The sequence below is a fragment of the Pseudomonas sp. TH21 genome (genome assembly GCF_016651025.1).
Classification (GTDB): Bacteria; Pseudomonadota; Gammaproteobacteria; order Pseudomonadales; family Pseudomonadaceae; genus Aquipseudomonas; species Aquipseudomonas aylmerensis.
Genome location: NZ_JAEKEQ010000001.1, coordinates 799154 through 817820 on the forward strand (window position 1 = coordinate 799154; position 18667 = coordinate 817820).

Below are 18667 nucleotides of genomic sequence, written 5' to 3' on the forward strand. Positions count from 1 at the left end.
CTCAAGCCTCGTGAATACGCTGCTTGAACGTGCGGCCGATGGCGTGCACGCCGGGTTGGTACTGCTCGTCTTCGATGGCGGCCAGGGCCAGGCGCAGGGCGGTGTCGGCGATCAGTTGATGCTGCTGGGCCATGGCGTTGACCGGCAACGGCAGGAAGTCCAGCAGTTGGGTGTCACCAAAGGTGCCGAGGCTCAGGGGTCGCGACTTCAACGGGAAGTCATGCAGCGCATCGAACACGCCTTGCAGCAGCACGTAGGACGTGGTCACCAGCGCGTCAGGCAAATGCCCCAGGCGTTGCAGTAATTGCTCCATCAGTTGTCGGCCACAGTCACGGCTGAAGGCTTCGCCGTGTTCGACCAATACCTCGCCCTTGAAGCCTTGCAGCGCCTCATGGAAACCTGCCGCGCGCTCCTGGCTGATGCTCAGCTCGGGACGCGCGCCGATCAGCACGATCTGCTTGGGCAGCGGTTGCAGCAGGCTGCTGGTCAATTGCTGGCAGGCCTGGCGGTCGTCGCTGACCACCGAGCAGAACTGCCCGGGCTCCATCACCCGGTCGATGGCGATCACCGGCAAGCCCTTGGCTTGCAACTCGCGGTAACTGTCATCGCTGGCGGGCAGGCAGCTGGCGACGAACAGCGCGTCACAACGGCGTGCGCGGAACAGCTGCAGCAGTTGGCGCTCGCTGTCGGCCTCGTCATCGGAACTGGCGATCAGCAACTGATAGCCACGTGCCCGTGCGCCTTGCTCCAGCAGCTTGGCGATGCGCGCGTAACTGGGGTTTTCCAGATCCGGCAGGATAAACCCCAAGGTACGCGTGTGCCGGCTGCGCAGCCCGGCGGCCTGGGGGTTGGGGGTGAAGCCATGGGCTTCGACCACGGCACGCACCCGTTCGACGGTGGCGTTGCTGATCCGTTGCTGTTCAGCCTTGCCATTGATGACATAGCTGGCGGTGGTCACGGACACACCGGCGAGACGCGCGATATCACTGAGTTTCAAACCGGGATTTCCTTGTTTTTTGGAGCTTGCCCCGACATTTTGTCCAATCGTAACCGATTACGGCACGCGACCAATGTCTCAGCGCAAGTGCCGAGTGGTCCTTCAAGGATGCGCAATTAACGCGTAATCTGCCATAAATTCTAGATTAAACGTTTCAGCCAGCGTATTTTTACGACGTTCGCGACTGAGTGCCTACTGCCAATTGACTGCTCAGTCAGTTATCCCGAAACGCCCTTACACTGTTTTATTCAAAACAATACCTAGTGCGGCCCCCGCACTAACTAGGAGAACGGCATGCTTGAGCTCACTGTAGAGCAGATTTCCATGGGCCAGACGGCTGTGGATAAATCTGCCGCCCTGCACCTGCTCGCTGACAAACTGGTGGCTGACGGCCTGGTCGCCGAGGGGTATCTCAGTGGCTTGCAAGCCCGTGAAGCCCAAGGCTCGACCTTTCTCGGCCAAGGTATTGCCATCCCCCACGGCACCCCCGAAACCCGCGACCAGGTGTTCTCCACCGGCGTGCGCCTGCTGCAGTTCCCCGAAGGGGTGGACTGGGGCGACGGCCAGATCGTCTACCTGGCGATCGGCATCGCGGCCAAGTCCGATGAACACCTGCGCCTGTTGCAACTGCTCACCCGTGCCCTCGGTGAAACCGACCTGGGCCAGGCGCTGCGGCGTGCCGGCAGTGCCGAAGCGCTGCTGAAACTGTTGCAGGGTGCGCCACAGGAGCTGGCGCTGGACGCGCAGATGATCAGCCTGGGCGTGTCCGCCGATGACTTTGAAGAGCTGGTATGGCGCGGCGCCCGGCTGTTGCGTCAGGCCGATTGTGTGAGCAATGGTTTCGCCGCCGTCTTGCAACAGGTCGATGCGCTGCCCCTGGGCGATGGCCTGTGGTGGTTGCACAGCGAGCAGACCGTCAAGCGCCCGGGCCTGGCGTTTGTCACCCCGGACAAACCCATGCGCTACCTTGGCCAGCCGCTCAACGGCCTGTTCTGCCTGGCCAGCCTGGGCGAAGCGCACCAGGCCCTGCTGGAGCGCCTGTGCGCATTGCTGATCGAAGGGCGCGGTCAGGAGTTGGGCCGCGCCACCAGCAGCCGCGCGGTGCTCGAAGTGTTGGGTGGCGAACTGCCGCCGGACTGGCCCAGCGTGCGCGTCACCCTGGCCAATGCCCATGGCCTGCACGCGCGGCCGGCGAAGATCCTCGCGCAGTTGGCGAAAAGTTTTGACGGCGATATCCGCCTGCGCATTGTCGACGGCCCGGTAGGCGCCGTGTCGGTAAAGAGCCTGAGCAAGTTGCTCAGCCTCGGCGCCCGACGTGGCCAGGTGCTGGAGTTTGTCGCTGAACCGGCGATTGCCGGTGATGCGCTGCCCGCGCTGTTGGCTGCTGTTGAAGCCGGCCTCGGCGAAGAAGTCGAGCCGCTGCCGACCGTGAGCGCCCAGCCTGCCACTCCGGATAGCGCACCAGTGCTCAGCGCACCGCTGGCCGGCAGCCAGCTCCAGGCCATCGCCGCCGCCCCCGGCATCGCGATTGGTCCAGCGCATGTCCAGGTTCAGCAGGTGTTCGACTACCCGTTGCGCGGCGAGTCCTCGGCCATCGAGCGCCAGCGCCTGCAGGCCGCATTGGCCGACGTGCGCGGCGATATCCAGGGCCTGATCGAGCGCAGCCAGGCCAAGGCTATCCGTGAAATTTTCATCACCCACCAGGAAATGCTCGACGACCCGGAACTCACCGACGAAGTCGACACCCGCCTCAAGCAAGGCGAAAGCGCCGAAGCGGCTTGGATGAGCGTGATCGAAGCCGCCGCCAGACAGCAGGAGTCGTTGCAGGACGCCTTGCTTGCCGAGCGCGCGGCCGATTTGCGCGACATCGGTCGCCGTGTGCTGGCGCAACTGTGCGGCGTCGAAACCGCCCAGGAGCCGAGCGAACCCTACATCCTGGTGATGGACGAAGTGGGCCCCTCGGACGTCGCGCGGCTGGACCCGGCGCGCGTCGCCGGCATCCTCACCGCGCGTGGCGGCGCCACGGCCCACAGCGCCATCGTCGCCCGCGCCCTGGGGATTCCCGCGCTGGTGGGCGCCGGTCCGACGGTGTTGCTGCTGGCTGCCGGCACCGCGTTGTTGCTGGATGGGCAGCGCGGCCGCCTGCATGTCGACCCCGATGCCGCCACCCTGCAACGGGCCACCGTCGAACGCGATACCCGCGAACAACGCCTGCAAGCTGCCTCGGCCCAGCGTCATGAGCCAGCCTTGACCCGTGACGGCCACGCGGTGGAAGTGTTCGCCAATATCGGCGAAAGCGCCGGTGTGGCCAGCGCGGTGGAGCAGGGCGCCGAAGGCATTGGCTTGCTGCGCACCGAACTGATTTTCATGGCCCATCCGCAAGCGCCGGATGAAGCCACCCAGGAAGCCGAATACCGCCGCGTGCTCGACGGCCTGGGCGGTCGCCCGCTGGTGGTGCGCACCCTCGATGTGGGCGGCGACAAACCGCTGCCGTATTGGCCGATCGCCGAGGAAGAAAACCCCTTCCTGGGCGTGCGCGGCATTCGCCTGACCTTGCAACGTCCGCAGATCATGGAGGCGCAATTGCGCGCGCTGCTGCGCTCGGCGGACAACCGCCCGTTGCGCATCATGTTCCCCATGGTCGGCAGCGTGGATGAATGGCGCGCGGCTCGCGACATGACCGAGCGCCTGCGCCTGGAAATCCCGGTGGCCGACCTGCAACTGGGGATCATGATCGAGGTGCCATCTGCGGCATTGCTCGCGCCGGTGCTGGCCAAGGAAGTGGATTTCTTCAGCGTCGGCACCAATGACCTGACCCAGTACACCCTGGCCATCGACCGTGGCCACCCGACCCTGTCGGCCCAGGCCGACGGCCTGCATCCGGCCGTGCTGCAACTGATCGACATCACCGTGCGCGCCGCCCATGCCCAGGGCAAATGGGTGGGCGTGTGTGGTGAGCTGGCGGCAGACCCGCTGGCAGTGCCGGTGCTGGTCGGCCTGGGGGTGGATGAGCTGAGCGTGTCGGCCCGCAGCATTCCTGAGGTGAAGGCGCGCGTGCGTGAATTCAGTCTGAGCGAGGCCCAGGGCCTGGCGCAAAAAGCACTCGCGGTGGGTTCGCCCGCCGAAGTGCGTGCCCTTGTGGAGGCCGTGTAGATGGCAATGATTCTGACCCTGACGCTGAACCCGGCGTTGGACCTGACGGTACGCCTGGGGCGCCTGGAGCCGGGTGAAGTCAACCGCAGCGAAACCCTGCTGACCCACGCGGCCGGCAAGGGCGTGAATGTGGCGCAGGTGCTGGCCGACCTCGGCCATCAGGTGAGCGTGGGCGGCTTTCTCGGTGCGGCCAATCCCGAGGCGTTCGAGGCGCTGATCGCCAGCCGAGGGTTTGGCGACGCGTTCATTCGCGTGCCGGGCGAAACCCGCAGCAATATCAAGATTGCCGAACAGGACGGTCGGGTCACCGACATCAACGCGCCGGGGCCGCTGGTGAGCGAGCAGGCACAACACGCCTTACTCAAGCTGCTCGCGGTGATCGGCCCTGAGTTCGATGCCGTGGTGGTGGCTGGCAGCTTGCCGCGCGGCGTCAGTGCGCAGTGGTTCCAGGGCTTGCTGGCGCAACTCAAGGACCTGGGTTTGAAAGTCGCCCTGGACACCAGCGGCGAGGCCCTGCGCGCCGGTCTGAAGGCCAGCCCATGGCTGGTCAAGCCCAATACCGAGGAGCTGGCCGATGCCCTGGGGCATTCCACTGACGTCATCCACCAACTGCATCAGCAAGGCGTGGAACACGTGGTCGTCTCCGACGGCGCCGCAGGCGTGACTTGGTACAGCCCGCAGGGAGCCCTGCATGCCACGCCGCCCAAGGTGACGGTCGCCAGTACGGTCGGCGCCGGTGACTCGCTGCTGGCCGGGATGCTTCACGGTCTGCTCAGTGGCGATACACCGGAGCACACCCTGCGCCGCGCGACGGCGATTGCCGCGATGGCGGTGACGCAGATCGGTTTCGGCATCAGCGATGACGCGCAGTTGGCGCGCCTGCAAAACGGCGTCGACGTCCGCACGCTGACAGAACAATAAGAGGGATTGTGATGAAGTTAGCCATTGTTACTGCCTGCCCGAACGGCATGGTCACCAGTGTGCTGTGCGCCCGCTTGTTGGACGCAGCCGCGCAGCGTCAAGGCTGGAGCACCAGCGTCGAAGTGGTCGACGTGCAACGTCCGGAGCGCCAGCTGTCCCAGGCGACGCTCGACGCGGCCGAATGGGTGTTGCTGGTCAGCAGCACCGCGGTGGACATGCAGCGGTTTGTCGGCAAGCGCGTGTTCCAGAGCACCCCGGCCCAGGCGCTGGCGGATGTCGAGGCGGTCTTGCGCCGCGGTGCGCAAGAGGCGCAGGTGTATGTCGCGACGGCCCCCGTCGCCGCGAAAAACGTTCCGCGCATCGTTGCCGTCACGGCTTGCCCCACCGGCGTGGCCCACACCTTCATGGCTGCCGAGGCCTTGCAGCAAACGGCCAAGCGCCTGGGGTATGACTTGCAGGTCGAGACCCAAGGCTCAGTCGGCGCCCGCACGCCGTTGAGCCCGCAGGCCATCGCCGACGCCGATGTGGTGTTGCTGGCGGCCGACATTGAAGTCGCCACCGAGCGCTTCGCCGGCAAGAAAATTTACCGCTGTGGCACCGGTATTGCGCTCAAGCAGTCCGAAGCGACCCTCAACAAGGCCCTGGCCGAAGGTGCGGTGGAAAGTGCGGCCGGCAGTGCTGCGACCAAGAAGCCGGAAAAAACCGGCGTCTACAAACACCTGCTCACTGGCGTGTCGTTCATGTTGCCGATGGTGGTGGCGGGCGGCTTGCTGATCGCCTTGTCATTCGTGTTCGGCATCCACGCATTCGAACAGGAAGGCACCTTGGCGGCGGCGCTGAAAACCGTCGGCGACCGCGCTTTCATGCTGATGGTGCCGTTGCTGGCGGGCTATATCGCCTACTCGATTGCCGACCGTCCGGGCATTGCGCCCGGCATGATCGGCGGCCTGCTCGCGGGGACGCTGGGCGCCGGGTTTATCGGCGGGATCTTCGCCGGTTTCCTCGCCGGCTACTGCGTCAAGCTGATCACCCGCGCGGTGAAGTTGCCGCAAAGCCTGGAAGCGCTCAAGCCGATCCTGATCATCCCGTTGCTCGCTAGCCTGTTCACCGGCCTGGCGATGATCTACCTGGTCGGCCCACCGGTGGCGCGCATGCTCACCGGGCTGACGGATTTTCTCAGTACCATGGGCACCACCAATGCGGTGCTGCTGGGCATCCTGCTGGGCGGCATGATGTGCGTGGATCTCGGCGGGCCGATCAATAAGGCCGCGTATGCGTTTTCCGTCGGCCTGTTGGCCGCGCAGAGTGGCGCACCGATGGCCGCGACCATGGCCGCCGGCATGGTGCCGCCGATCGGCATGGGCATCGCCACGTTCCTGGCGCGGCGCAAGTTCGCCCAGACCGAACGCGAGGCCGGCAAGGCCGCGATGATCCTGGGCCTGTGCTTTATCTCCGAAGGTGCGATCCCGTTTGCCGCCAAGGACCCGCTGCGCGTGATCCCGGCCAGCATCGCCGGCGGCGCGTTGACCGGCGCGCTGTCGATGTACTTCGGCTGCAAACTGGCGGCGCCCCACGGCGGCCTGTTTGTGCTGGTGATCCCGAATGCGATGAACCATGCGTTGCTGTATTTGCTGGCGATTGTCGCGGGTAGCCTGCTGACCGGGTTGGTGTACGCGCTGATCAAGCGCCCGGAAGCGGTGGAGCTGGCCGTCGCCCCTGCCTGACCCTATAGGGGCCGGCTTGCCGGCGCCTACAGTGGGGTGTCATCTGGCTTTCATCCCGGCGTGGTTAAGTTGCCCTTTTGATACTCAAGAGGGCACCTGCATGAGCCACTTCGACCTCGGCCGTCGCCGCGTGATGCAAGCCGTCGGCGCCGGCCTGTTGCTGCCGGGCCTGGCCCCGGCGGTGATCGCTTCGGTGAAAGATCGCCCGCAACTCACCGATGGCGTGCAGTCCGGCGACCTGCTGGGCGATCGCGCGATGATCTGGAGCCGCAGCGACCGCCCGGCGAAGATGGTGGTGGAGTGGGACACCCGCAGCGTGTTCAGCAACCCGCGCAAATTCGTCTCGCCGCTGGCCGACAGCCGCACCGACTTTACCGCCCGCGTCGAACTCACCGGGCTCCCCGTCGACCAGGCGATCTTCTATCGCGTGCACTTCGAAGACGCCCAGACCGGCGTGGCCAGCGAGCCCTGGTTCGGCCACCTGCGCAGTGTGCCGCAACAGCGCCGTGACATCCGGTTTGTGTGGAGCGGCGACACCGTGGGCCAAGGCTTTGGCATCAACCCGGACATCGGCGGCATGCGCATCTACGAAGCCATGCGCCTGCGCCTGCCGGATTTTTTTATCCACAGCGGCGACACCATCTACGCTGACGGCCCGGTGCCCGCGCAACTGGCCACCGAAGGCGGGCGCATCTGGCGCAATATCACCACCGAGGCCAAGAGCAAAGTCGCCGAAACCCTGGATGAATATCGCGGTAATTACCGCTACAACCTGCTGGATGAAAACGTGCGCCGCTTCAATGCCGAAGTGCCGCAGATCTGGCAGTGGGACGACCATGAAGTGGTGAACAACTGGTCGCCGAGCAAGCAACTCGACGAGCGCTACCAGACCAAGGACATCAACACCCTGGTCGGCCGCGCGCGTCAGGCCTGGCTGGAATATTCGCCGATGCGCCGGCAAGCCGCCGATGGAGGCGGGCGCATTTATCGCAAGCTCAGCTATGGGCCGCTACTGGATGTGTTCGTGCTCGACATGCGCAGCTATCGCGGCCCCAACGACGACAACCTGGGCGCGGAAAAGCCCTTCCTCGGCCGCGAGCAACTGGACTGGCTCAAGCGCGAACTCAAGGCCTCCCAGGCGCAGTGGAAGGTCATCGCCGCCGACATGCCCATCGGCCTCGGCGTGCCCGACGGCGAAGTCAGCCCCGGTGTGCCGCGTTGGGAAGCCATTGCCAACAATGACCCGGGCCCGGCCCAGGGCCGCGAGCTGGAAATCGCCGAGCTGCTCGGGTTCCTGCGTGCACAGCAGGTGCGCAACCATGTCTGGCTGACGGCAGACGTGCATTACTGCGCGGCGCATCACTATCACCCGGATCGCGCGGCGTTCCAGGATTTCGAGCCGTTCTGGGAGTTTGTCGCCGGGCCGTTGAATGCGGGGAGCTTCGGGCCTAATCCGCTGGACAAGACCTTTGGCCCCGAGGTGGTGTTCGAGAAGGCCCCACCGGCGCAGAACACGTCGCCGTTTGCGGGTTTCCAGTTTTTTGGCGAGGTGCAGATCGATGGGCAGACCGCGGAGTTGACCGTGATCCTGCGTGACCTGGATGGCGTCTCGGTGTTCGAGCAAAAGCTGCAGCCCGCCTGATTGGCCTGCGCTCAACACTGTGGGAGCAGGCAAGCCAGCGCCCACAGTTGATCATCAGTAGACGTCGCGGCGGTAGCGGCCTTGTTCGATCAAGCGCTCCACCGCGTCACTGCCGAGTATGTCCACCAACGCCTGATCCACCCCGGCCGCCATCCCCTGCAGGCTCCCGCACACATAAATCGCCGCGCCTTCTGCCAGCCACCTGCGCAGTACCTCGGCCGATTCACGCAGGCGATCCTGCACGTAGATTTTTTCCTCCTGGTCGCGTGAAAACGCCAGGTCCAGCAACGCCAGGTCACCGCTGGCGAGCCAGCCTTGCAGCTCGTCCTGGCACAGGAAGTCATGCTTGATATTGCGTTCGCCGAACAACAGCCAGTTGCGCTGCTGGCCATCGGCAATGCGCGCCTTGAGCAAACTGCGCAGGCCAGCGAGGCCCGTGCCATTGCCCAGCAGGATCAACGGCACGGGCGCGTCCGGCAGGTGGAAGCCACTGTTGCGGCGCAGGCGCAGGCTGATTGCGGCACCGATGGCCGCATGCTCGGTGAGCCAACCCGAGCCGACGCCCAGGCCGCCATCCGGGTGGCGCTCCTGGCGCACGATGAGTTCCAGCACGCCGTCGCTGGCGATCGAGGCGATGGAGTATTCGCGCATGCCCAGCGGCGCCAGTGCATTCACCAGTGCCTGGGCATGCAGGCCGACCAGGTGCGCGCGGTTGTCCGGCAATTGGCGCGTGGCCAGGGCCTGGTTGAGGGTTTGCGCCAAGCCGTCGATCAGTACGCCGTCGCTGCCGGCCAGGCCCAGTCCTTCCAGGAAGTGCTCGATGGCCCATGGGCAGTTGCGCGGCAGCACTTCGACCAGATCGCCGGCCTCCCAGCGCTGTGGCGACGTGCTGGTGAGGCCGAGCAGGTAGACATCCGAGCCTGTGCTGTCGCGGTTGAGCAGGGTGCGCTGGCTCAGCGTCCAGTTTTCGTATTGGGCGGTCGGCCAGGCGGCGGCCGGTGCGTGCCCTGTCAGCTGTCCCAGTTGTTGTTGCCAATTGAGCAGCGCGGCGCTGTCGCCGCTGTCCACTTCGACCGGGGCGAACAACGGGTTGCCGCCCTGGTTGGTCAGCCAGAAATGCAAGCGGCGGGCAAAGCCGCAGAAGTGTTCGTACTGTCGGTCACCCAGGGCCAATACCGAGTAGTTCAGGCCCTTGAGGGACATGTCCTGGCCGAGCACGCTGCGCTCGAAACCCCGCGCGCTGTCGGGCGCTTCGCCGTCACCGAAGGTGCTGACTACAAACAACGCATTCTGCGACTGGCGCAGGTCGTCCTGGCTGACACTGCCCAAGGGCTGCACCTTCACCGGCAAGCCGGCAGCCTGCAATTGCCCAGCCGTCTGCCAGGCCAACTGCTCGGCAAAGCCGCTCTGGCTGGCAAAGCCGATCAACCATGCCGGGGCATCACTGTGGTTGGCGCCGAGGCCTTTGCGTGCATCGCGCACCTGGCGTTTTTTACGCCGGCGGTCCAGGTACAGCAGCCAACCGGTGATGAAGAACAGCGGCATCAGCAGCGAGCTGACGGTGAGGATGATGCGCCCCGCCAGGCCGAAGTAACTGCCGGTGTGCAGCGCGTAAATACTGGTCAGCAGCTGCGACTTGAGGCTCTTGCTCGCGTACTGGTCGTGGGATTTGACCTCGCCGGTGGCCGGGTCCAGGTTGATCTGGTTCAGCGCTCGGTCATGAGGCGAGTCTTTCAACAGGTAGTAGACGGTGGCCGGCTGCCCCGCGACGGCGGGCATGCGGATGTTGTAGGCGCTGAGGCCGGGACCGGCATTGCTGTAGATGCTGCTCCAGATCGCGTCATAGTTGGCCACCGGCAAAGGGCCTTCGGGCGCCGGGCCACGTTTGCGCACCCGTTCATTTTGCGGGGCATCGGACAGCAGCTTGGTCAGGCCCTGGCTGTACCAGTCGTAGGACCACGACAGGCCGGTCAGCGCCGACAACAGGTAGGCCAGCAGGCACCAGGTGCCGAACACCGAATGCAGGTCCCAGTTGAAGCTGCGGCCTTTTTTGCGCCAGTCCAGGGTCAGCCAGGCACGCCAGCTTGCCACCTGGCGTGGCCAGCGCAGGTACAGGCCGGAGAGGCAGAAGAACACCAGGATCAGCGTGCACGCACCGGTAATCTGCCGGCCGGTTTCACCCATGACCAGGAAGCGGTGCAGTTGCAGGATAAAGCCGAAGACATCCTGGCCGACAGCGTCGCCCATGTAGTCGCCGGTGTAGGGGTCGAAGTAGCGCATCTGGCCACGGCGCTCGCCGGGCGGCGGGGTGAAGAACACGCGCGCGGCGTTGCCGCTTTCGCCTTCGACCCACAGCATCGACACGGTCTTGCCTTCGGTGGCTTCGAGCTTGCGCACCAATTCGGCGGGCGGCAGTACCCCGGCCTCGCGTTTTTGCACGCTGAGCACCGTCGGGTTGAGCGCCCGCAGTATTTCATCCTGAAACGAGACCGCAGCCCCGGTGATCCCCATCAAGGCCAGCACCAGCCCGGCAGTGATGCCGAAGAACCAGTGCAACTGGAACAGGGTTTTCTTCAACACGTCGGACCGCCTCGCTCATCTGTCTGTAAATGCCACGGCGCGCATTATGCCGTGGGTTGTCGAGAAACATTCTGTTTTACACACAAAAGCCCCACGCATCCGATGCGTGGGGCTCCTGGTCGCGCGTCGAGCGCGTTTAGAAGTGGAAACTGGTGGTCAACAACGCAGTACGCCCGGCCGCCTGGTTGGCGAAGTGTGAAGCGTAGGCCTTGTCGTAGTAAGTCTTGTCGGTCAGGTTTTGCACGTTCAATTGCAGGTCGACGTTCTTGGTCAGCTTGTAGCTGGCCATGGCGTCGTAGCGGGTATAGGACGGCACGTACAGAGTGTTGGCCGCATCGCCATAAACCTGGTCGACGTAGAACGCGCCGCCGCCGATGGTCAGCTTCGGGGTCACGTCATAGGTGGTCCAGAGGCTGAACGAGTTTTCTGGCGTGTTGGGCATCTGGTTGCCTTTGTTGGAACCGGCCTGCACGACGCCCAGGCGGTTGCCGTTCTTCCCGGGATCAACCAGCTCGGCTTTCAAGTAGCTATAGCCGGCGAACACTTGCCATTGCTCGGTGATTTTGCCACTGGCCGACAGCTCCAGGCCGTCGACACGGGATTCACCCGCGGTTTCGTAGGTGTTGGAATCCACCAGGATGCGCGTGTTTTTCTTCTCGGTACGGAACACTGCCGCAGACAGGGACAGGCGGTTGTGGAACAGGTCCCATTTGGTGCCCAGCTCGTAGTTGACGGTTTCTTCCGGCTTGAGGTCGCTGGTGTTGATGCCGGTCGGGATCGAGTTGTTGTCCACGCCTTCACCCACCAGCCCGCCTGCGGGCGAGGCAGAGGTAGCGTAGGACGTGTAGATGCTGCCGTTGTCCAGCGGCTTCCAGACCAGGCCGGCTTGCCAGTTGAAGAATTGGCTGTCGTCCTTGACCTTGCTGCGGGCCTGGACGGTGGAGCTTGGTACGGCGTTGGTGTTGGCTTCGGTGTCGAAAGTGTCGTAACGCAGGCCGACGTTCAACAGCCATTTCGGGTCGAGTTCAATGGTGTCGAACACATAAGCGGCGCGGCTGGTGGCTTTGGTATTGGTGCCGTTGTAATTGCGTGCGATGGTGCCGTTCCAGGCGTCGTCCGGGTTCGGGTTGCTCAGCGAGGTGCACTGACCACCTCGACCGCCACCAGCCACCGTGCAGGTCGGGTTGGTGTTAGGTGTGACGGTGTAGCCGCTGACACGGGTTTCTTCGCCGGTGAACTCCAGGCCGGTCGAGTAGCTGTGCTTGAAGCCCAGGGCTTGGAAGCTGCCGAACAGATCGGTCTGGTTGGTGGTGGTCGTGGTAGTGGAGACCCGCGTGTTCGCGCGACGCCACACCGTGCCGAAACGGCTGACGTTACGCTGGCTGTCATCCGGCTGAGTGAGCACGTAGTCCTGGCCGGTGCTGCCATGACGCAGGGTGTTTTTCAGCGTCATGCTGTCGCTCAGGTCGTGCTCGATGGAGATCGTGCTGATATCGGCGCGGGTCTTGCGGAAATCACGGTCCTTCAAGCCATAGAAGTTCGTGCTGTCGCCACCATCGTTGGGTTTGTCATGCACGTGGGCGGTGGCCGTCGAGGAGCCGTAGCCATACGGAATGCCCGAATCCGGCAGGTCGTCGCTTTCCATGTGGTAGTAGCTGAGGTTGACGCGGGTCGGCGTGCCCAGGCCGAAGGTCAGCGACGGCGCCACGCCCCAGCGGTCATAGTTGATCGCATCGCGACCGGCCACGTTTTGCTCGTGGCTCATCAGGTTCAGGCGGAACGCGGCGCTGTCGTCGAGGAACTGGCGGTTGACGTCGAGCACATAGCGGCGAGTCTGGTCGGAACCGTAGGTGAAGCCGCCGTTGGTGAAGTCCCGCGCTTGTGGGGTCTTGCTCACCAGGTTGAGGCTGCCACCGGCCGAGCCACGGCCGCCGAACGAGGAGTTCGGGCCTTTGCTGACTTCAATGGATTCAATGTCGAAGATCTCACGGCTCTGGCCGCCGGTGTCACGCACGCCGTCCAGGTAGGTGTCGCCCTGGGCGTCGAAACCGCGGATGAATGGGCGGTCGCCCTGGGGGTTGCCGCCTTCGCCGGCGCCGAAGGTGATCCCCGGGACGGTGCGCAAGGCATCCTGCAACGAAGTGGCGGCGGTGTCCTTGAGCACTTGTTGCGGCACCACGGTGACCGAGCGCGGCGTGTCCACCAGCGGGGCGGTGTATTTCTGCGAAGAGGCTTTTTCGACCTGGTAGGACGTGGTGTCCTGCTCTTCCCCGGTAATGCTGGTGGCGCCCAGGGAGATGCTGTTGCGCTGGCCTTTTTGTTCAGTGTCTTCGGCCGCCTGCGCCAGATGGGCAACAGAGCCGGCGCTGAGGGCGACGCCGATGGCCGAAGCCAGCATGCGTGGTGAACTGGCAGGTATTTTTGTAGTGGTGCGCGACATGACGTGTCCTTTCCCCAAGGATGTGAGGCCGCGGAATATAGGGTCAACAAGACTTTCTATCAATTGCGATACATTGCTATTCGCACTGAATTTACATTCTTTACACTTTTTGCTTACGGTTTTTACGAAGTCGTTCGTCTGGCATGTTTTACAGCGTGGATAAGAATCAATATCATTGATGTCTCTTCGATATCAGGTACTGCCCATGCTGCTGCACATTCCCGGCCTTTTCTCTCGTGAGGAAGTGCAGCGCATTCGCCAAGCCCTGGAAAACACCGAGTGGGCCGACGGAAAAATCACCGCCGGGCACCAATCCGCCAAGGCCAAGCACAACCTGCAATTGCCCGAAGGCCATCCATTGGCCAAGGAAATCGGTGCGGCGATGCTTGAGCGCTTGTGGAAAAATCCGCTGTTTATGTCAGCGGCGTTACCGCACAAAGTTTTCCCGCCGTTGTTCAACTGCTACACCGCGGGTGGCAGCTTCGACTTCCATATCGACAATGCCGTGCGCCAGGCCCGGGGCAGTCACGAGCGGGTGCGCACCGACCTGTCGTCGACGCTGTTCTTCAGCGACCCGGAGGAATACGACGGCGGCGAACTGGAGATCCAGGACACCTTCGGCCTGCAGCGCGTGAAGTTGCCGGCCGGCGACATGGTGCTGTACCCCGGCTCCAGCCTGCACAAAGTCAACGCCGTGAGCCGTGGTGCGCGCTATGCCTCGTTTTTCTGGACGCAAAGCCTGGTGCGCGAAGACAGCCAGCGCACCCTGCTGTTCGAGATGGACGGCGCGATCCAGCAACTGACCCGCGATGTGCCTGACCATCCGGCCCTGATCCAGCTCACCGGCACGTATCACAACCTGCTGCGCCGCTGGGTCGAGGTCTGACATGGGCTTTTTGTTGCGTCGTGAAGAAGTGCTCAACGTCGAGCAGTTGCAGAGCATGCTCGATGACTCCCCGGTGCGCGCGGCCCAGGCGATCCTGATGGCGGCGAAAGAGGGCGTGGTGGATGCCCAGGCCCTGCTCGGGCAAATCCTGCTGGAAGGCCGTGGCATTGCCCGCGATGAAGCCTTGGCGCTGCGCTGGTTCCAGATTGCGGCGAAGGGCGGCCACTTGATGGCGCGCAATATGACTGGTCGCTGCCTGGAGCATGGCTGGGGCTGTGCGGTGGATGAGGCCGCCGCGGCGCGTGAATACCGCGTGGCAGCCGAGGCCGGACTGGATTGGGCGCAGTACAACTATGCCAATCTGTTGGCGACCGGGCGAGGCGTCGCTGAAGACCAACCGCAGGCACTGGCGTTATACCGCCAGGCGGCGGAGCAGGGGCATGCCAAGTCGATGAACCTGTTGGGGCGCTATCTGGAAGACGGCCGGTGTTGCCCCAGGGATCTGGAGACGGCCGTGACGTGGTATCGCCGCTCAGCCGAAGCCGGGGATTTTCGTGGGCAGTTCAGTTATGCAGCGGTGTTGGCCGACGGAGGCCAGATCGAGGCGGCGCTGGAGTGGCTGCGCAAGGCGCTGGCCGGCGGCAACCTGAAGTTCCTGCGCACGGCGCACAAGGCGCTGGCGGCGGCGAATGACCCGCAGATCCGGGCGATGGCCGAGGCTTACAAAGAGCGCGCCACACACCTGAACCCGTAGGAGCCGGCTTGCCGGCGATGGCGTCTTGAAGATCGCTATCGCCGGCAAGCCGGCTCCTACAGAGGGTGATCGTTCCCGGGCGGGATGATCAGACGTAGAACGACTTCAGCGGCGGGAAGCCATTGAACTCAACCGCGCTGTAGCTGGTGGTGTAGGCACCGGTCGACAGCCAGTACAGGCGGTCACCGATCGCCAGGTTCAGCGGCAGGCCGTACTTGTAGTTTTCGTACATGATATCGGCGCTGTCGCAGGTAGGACCGGCGATGACCACTTCTTCCATCTCGCCTTTCTTCTCGGTCCAGATCGGAAACTTGATGGCTTCGTCCATGGTCTCGATCAGGCCGGAGAATTTGCCCACATCGGTGTACACCCAACGCTCGACGGCGGTGCGCGATTTACGTGCCACCAGTACCACTTCACTGACCAGGATGCCGGCGTTGGCGATCAACGAACGGCCCGGCTCCAGGATGATTTCCGGCAGGTCATCACCGAAATCTTCCTTGAGGAAGCGAATGATCTCTTCGGCGTAGGTTTCCAGGCTGTTGGTACGGGTGATGTAGTTGGCCGGGAAGCCGCCACCCATGTTGATCAGCTTGAGGTGGATGCCGTCTTCTTCCTTGAGGCGCTCGAAGATCACTTTGACCTTGGCGATCGCCGCGTCCCACACGCTGATGTCACGCTGTTGCGAGCCGACGTGGAAGGAGATGCCGTAAGGCACCAGGCCGAGGTCACGGGCAAGGATCAGCAGGTCCATGGCCATGTCGGTCTGGCAGCCGAATTTGCGCGACAGAGGCCAGTCTGCGGTGGTCGAGCCTTCGGTGAGGATGCGCACATAGACTTTCGAGCCCGGCGCGGCCTTGGCGATGTTGCGCAGGTCGGCTTCGGAGTCGGTGGAGAACAGGCGCACGCCCTTCTCGTAGAAGTAGCGGATGTCCTTGGATTTCTTGATGGTGTTGCCGTAGCTGATACGGTCCGGGCTGACGCCGCGGCCGAGCACCTTGTCGAGCTCGTAGATCGAGGCGATGTCGAAGCTCGACCCTTTGTCTTTCAACAGGTCGATGATCTCGACGGCCGGGTTGGCCTTGACGGCGTAGTACACCTTGGCGAATTCGAAACCGGCGCGCAGGTCATCGTAGGCCTGGCTGATCATCGCGGTGTCGATCACCACGAACGGGGTTTCTTGCTTGTCGGCGAACGCCTTCATTTTGTCAAAAGTGGCGCGCGCGAAATAATCTTCGACGTTGATCGACATGCTGGGAACTCCTAAGGGCAAACTGTATTGATCAATGGGTGCAAATGAACGTCCTCCGTATCCCCACTTTGGTTCGCCTACTTCCCAAGGCATGTCGCCGAAAGCAAAAAGGCCATGGGAATAACCGCTTCCCTTGGCCTTGCTGTCTCGTCGTCAGTACTTGAGCCGGATGGATCGTTTCCAGCATGGACGTTCGGCGCGAACTTTAGGACGTGAGGGGCCATAGATCAACTAAAAATGTCGCGTTTTTGCACGCGTTCGTCGCGCGATGGCGTGCAGCTACTTATGTAACCGACAGGTGTGACGGATTGATGTTCCCCGGGAGGGGCAATTTGCAAGGAAAACGGCTGGTCGGCGAGGGCTTTTGTGGCGAGGGGGCTTGTCCCCGTTGGGCTGCGTAGCGGCCCCAAATCCTGCCCCCGCGTTTTGTATAAAAAAACGCGCGGAGTTCATTGGGGCTGCTACACAGCCCAACGGGGGACAAGCCCCCTCGCCACAGAGGCAGGTTTATCAGGCCAGCGCAGTTTCCGCAGGGGAGACGATGCTGGTCTTGCCGCCACGCGACTTGCCGGAACTCAGGTACTCGGCAATCGACTCCTGGGTCACCTCGCCGAGGAATACCCGCTCCGCATCCATCACCGGCAGCCACGAGCGGTTGAACTCGTACATGCGCGACAACAGGATGCGCAAATGCTCGTCATACGCCGCCGTGGCGTTGAACTCGCGCAGGTACTGGCCGCAGGTGCCGGTCTGACGGTGCAGGTCGCGACGTCGTACATAACCCAGCGCCTTGTTCTCGGCGCAGGTGACCACCATGTAGCGGCGGTCATGTTCGTCCATCAACTCCAGGGCCTCGGCCACCGGGGTTTCCGGGCTCACCGACGGGGCGTTGTCGGCGGCGTCTTCGGCCTTCACCAGCAGCAGGCGCTTGAGGGTGCTGTCCTGGCCCACGAAGTTGCTGACGAACTCGTCGGCCGGATGCGCCAGCAGGGTGTCCGGGTGGTCGATCTGCAGCAGCTTGCCGGCGCGGAAGATGGCGATCTTGTCGCCCAGCTTGATGGCTTCGTCGATGTCGTGGCTGACCATGATCACGGTCTTGTTCAGCGCGCGCTGCATCTCGAAAAACTCGTTCTGGATCATCTCGCGGTTGATCGGGTCGACCGCGCCGAACGGCTCATCCATCAGCAGCAGCGGCGCATCGGCCGCCAAAGCGCGAATCACGCCGATCCGCTGTTGCTGGCCGCCCGACAGCTCGCGCGGGTAGCGGTGCAGGTACTGCTTGGGTTCCAGCTTGATCATGCTCATCAACTCGCGGGCGCGGTCATGGCATTTCTGCTTGTCCCAGCCGAGCAGCTTGGGCACTACCACGATGTTTTCTTCGATGGTCATGTTGGGAAACAGGCCGATCTGCTGGATCACGTAGCCGATGTTGCGGCGCAGGGTCACTTCATCAAGGTCGGTAGTGTCTTCGCCGTTGATCAGGATCTTGCCCGAGGTGGGCTTGATCAGGCGGTTGATCATTTTCAACGTGGTGCTCTTGCCGCAGCCCGAGGGGCCGAGGAATACGCAAATCTCGCCTTCGTTGACGGTCAGGCTTACGTCGTTGACGGCGGAAACAGTCTTGCCGTTGCTTTGAAAAGTCTTGGTCAGGTTTTGAAGTTCGATCATTTGAGCAGTCCTTTTGGAGTCAGCGAGCGTTGCAGCCATTGCAGAAGCAGGTCGGCGAAGATGGCCAGGAGACTGACCAGCACGGCGCCGACGATCAGCATCGACATGTCGCTGCGGCTGATGGAAGCCAGAATAAGTACACCCAGGCCACCGGCGCCGATGGTGGCGGCGATGGTCATCACGCCGATATTCATCACCACGGCGGTGCGCACACCGGCAAGGATCACCGGCACGGCGATGGGCAACTCGACCATGCGCAGGCGCTGTCCGAAGGTCATGCCGATGCCGCGGGCGGCCTCGCGAATGCCCGGTTCAACGCCGGTCAGGGCCAGGTAGGTGTTACGCATGATCGGCAGCAGGGAGTAGAGGAACACGGCGGTGATCGCCGGCATCGGCCCCAGGCCCTGGCCGAATTTGGAGTAGAACGGCAGCAGCAGGCCGAACAGGGCGATCGACGGCACGGTCAGCAGCACCGTGGCGCTGGCTTGCAGCGGGCCGGCCAGGGTCGGGAAGCGGGTCATCAGGATGCCCAGGGGCACGCCGATAAAGATCGCCAGCAGTACGGCGATCCCCACGAGGGTAATGTGCTGCCAGGTCAGGTGCAGGACTTGTGCCCAATCAAGATGGGAAAAGGCGTTCAGGAATTCCAT

General features: G+C 63.5%; 12 protein-coding genes. 6 read left to right on the forward strand and 6 right to left on the reverse strand.

Annotated features, from left to right (window positions below):
- Window position 1: 1 nt before the first annotated feature.
- Window positions 2–997, reverse strand: coding sequence for a catabolite repressor/activator (cra, locus tag JFU04_RS03500; protein WP_065900599.1), 996 nt, complete (start codon window positions 995–997; stop codon window positions 2–4).
- 294 nt (window positions 998–1291) lie between these two features.
- Here cra and ptsP point away from each other — a divergent pair, with 294 nt between their 5' ends.
- The 4 genes from ptsP to JFU04_RS03520 all read left to right on the forward strand — a co-directional run bounded on the left by ptsP (window position 1292) and on the right by JFU04_RS03520 (window position 8437).
- Window positions 1292–4150, forward strand: a complete 2859-nt coding sequence (gene ptsP, locus JFU04_RS03505; protein ID WP_201143525.1) for a phosphoenolpyruvate--protein phosphotransferase — start codon at window positions 1292–1294, stop codon at window positions 4148–4150.
- Window positions 4151–5071, forward strand: a complete 921-nt coding sequence (pfkB, locus tag JFU04_RS03510; RefSeq protein WP_065900603.1) for a 1-phosphofructokinase — start codon at window positions 4151–4153, stop codon at window positions 5069–5071.
- Window positions 5072–5082: 11 nt separating this feature from the next.
- Window positions 5083–6795, forward strand: a complete 1713-nt coding sequence (locus tag JFU04_RS03515; protein WP_201143526.1) for a PTS fructose-like transporter subunit IIB — start codon at window positions 5083–5085, stop codon at window positions 6793–6795.
- 100 nt (window positions 6796–6895) lie between these two features.
- On the forward strand, window positions 6896–8437 hold the full coding sequence (locus JFU04_RS03520; protein WP_201143527.1) for an alkaline phosphatase D family protein: 1542 nt from the start codon (window positions 6896–6898) through the stop codon (window positions 8435–8437).
- 54 nt (window positions 8438–8491) lie between these two features.
- Here JFU04_RS03520 and JFU04_RS03525 read toward each other — a convergent pair whose 3' ends face one another.
- On the reverse strand, window positions 8492–11017 hold the full coding sequence (locus tag JFU04_RS03525; RefSeq protein ID WP_201143528.1) for a PepSY domain-containing protein: 2526 nt from the start codon (window positions 11015–11017) through the stop codon (window positions 8492–8494).
- A gap of 136 nt (window positions 11018–11153) precedes the next feature.
- Complete coding sequence (locus JFU04_RS03530; RefSeq protein WP_201143529.1) at window positions 11154–13457, reverse strand: TonB-dependent receptor; 2304 nt, start codon at window positions 13455–13457, stop codon at window positions 11154–11156.
- A gap of 205 nt (window positions 13458–13662) precedes the next feature.
- Here JFU04_RS03530 and JFU04_RS03535 point away from each other — a divergent pair, with 205 nt between their 5' ends.
- Window positions 13663–14343, forward strand: coding sequence for a Fe2+-dependent dioxygenase (locus JFU04_RS03535; protein WP_065900613.1), 681 nt, complete (start codon window positions 13663–13665; stop codon window positions 14341–14343).
- Between the two features lies 1 nt (window position 14344).
- Complete coding sequence (locus tag JFU04_RS03540; protein WP_106805169.1) at window positions 14345–15097, forward strand: tetratricopeptide repeat protein; 753 nt, start codon at window positions 14345–14347, stop codon at window positions 15095–15097.
- An 88-nt stretch (window positions 15098–15185) separates the two neighbouring features.
- Here JFU04_RS03540 and JFU04_RS03545 read toward each other — a convergent pair whose 3' ends face one another.
- The 3 genes from JFU04_RS03545 to JFU04_RS03555 form a co-directional block, all read right to left on the reverse strand.
- Entirely contained in the window at window positions 15186–16349 is a 1164-nt protein-coding gene (locus JFU04_RS03545; protein ID WP_025856258.1) for a type III PLP-dependent enzyme, read from the reverse strand.
- A gap of 510 nt (window positions 16350–16859) precedes the next feature.
- Window positions 16860–18017, reverse strand: coding sequence for an osmoprotectant ABC transporter ATP-binding protein OsmV (locus JFU04_RS03550; RefSeq protein ID WP_065900620.1), 1158 nt, complete (start codon window positions 18015–18017; stop codon window positions 16860–16862).
- Complete coding sequence (locus JFU04_RS03555; RefSeq protein ID WP_065900622.1) at window positions 18014–18667, reverse strand: ABC transporter permease; 654 nt, start codon at window positions 18665–18667, stop codon at window positions 18014–18016. Before JFU04_RS03555 ends, JFU04_RS03550 begins: the two co-directional genes overlap by 4 nt.

Bases quoted from the DNA above. Each gene is read 5' to 3' on its own strand.
- ptsP (WP_201143525.1), top strand. From the start codon at position 1,292: ATGCTTGAGCTCACTGTAGAGCAGATTTCCATGGGCCAGACGGCTGTG.
- pfkB (WP_065900603.1), top strand. From the start codon at position 4,151: ATGGCAATGATTCTGACCCTGACGCTGAACCCGGCGTTGGACCTGACG.
- JFU04_RS03515 (WP_201143526.1), top strand. From the start codon at position 5,083: ATGAAGTTAGCCATTGTTACTGCCTGCCCGAACGGCATGGTCACCAGT.
- JFU04_RS03520 (WP_201143527.1), top strand. From the start codon at position 6,896: ATGAGCCACTTCGACCTCGGCCGTCGCCGCGTGATGCAAGCCGTCGGC.
- JFU04_RS03530 (WP_201143529.1), bottom strand. From the start codon at position 13,457: ATGTCGCGCACCACTACAAAAATACCTGCCAGTTCACCACGCATGCTG.
- JFU04_RS03535 (WP_065900613.1), top strand. From the start codon at position 13,663: ATGCTGCTGCACATTCCCGGCCTTTTCTCTCGTGAGGAAGTGCAGCGC.
- JFU04_RS03540 (WP_106805169.1), top strand. From the start codon at position 14,345: ATGGGCTTTTTGTTGCGTCGTGAAGAAGTGCTCAACGTCGAGCAGTTG.
- JFU04_RS03545 (WP_025856258.1), bottom strand. From the start codon at position 16,349: ATGTCGATCAACGTCGAAGATTATTTCGCGCGCGCCACTTTTGACAAA.
- JFU04_RS03550 (WP_065900620.1), bottom strand. From the start codon at position 18,017: ATGATCGAACTTCAAAACCTGACCAAGACTTTTCAAAGCAACGGCAAG.
- JFU04_RS03555 (WP_065900622.1), bottom strand. From the start codon at position 18,667: ATGGAATTCCTGAACGCCTTTTCCCATCTTGATTGGGCACAAGTCCTG.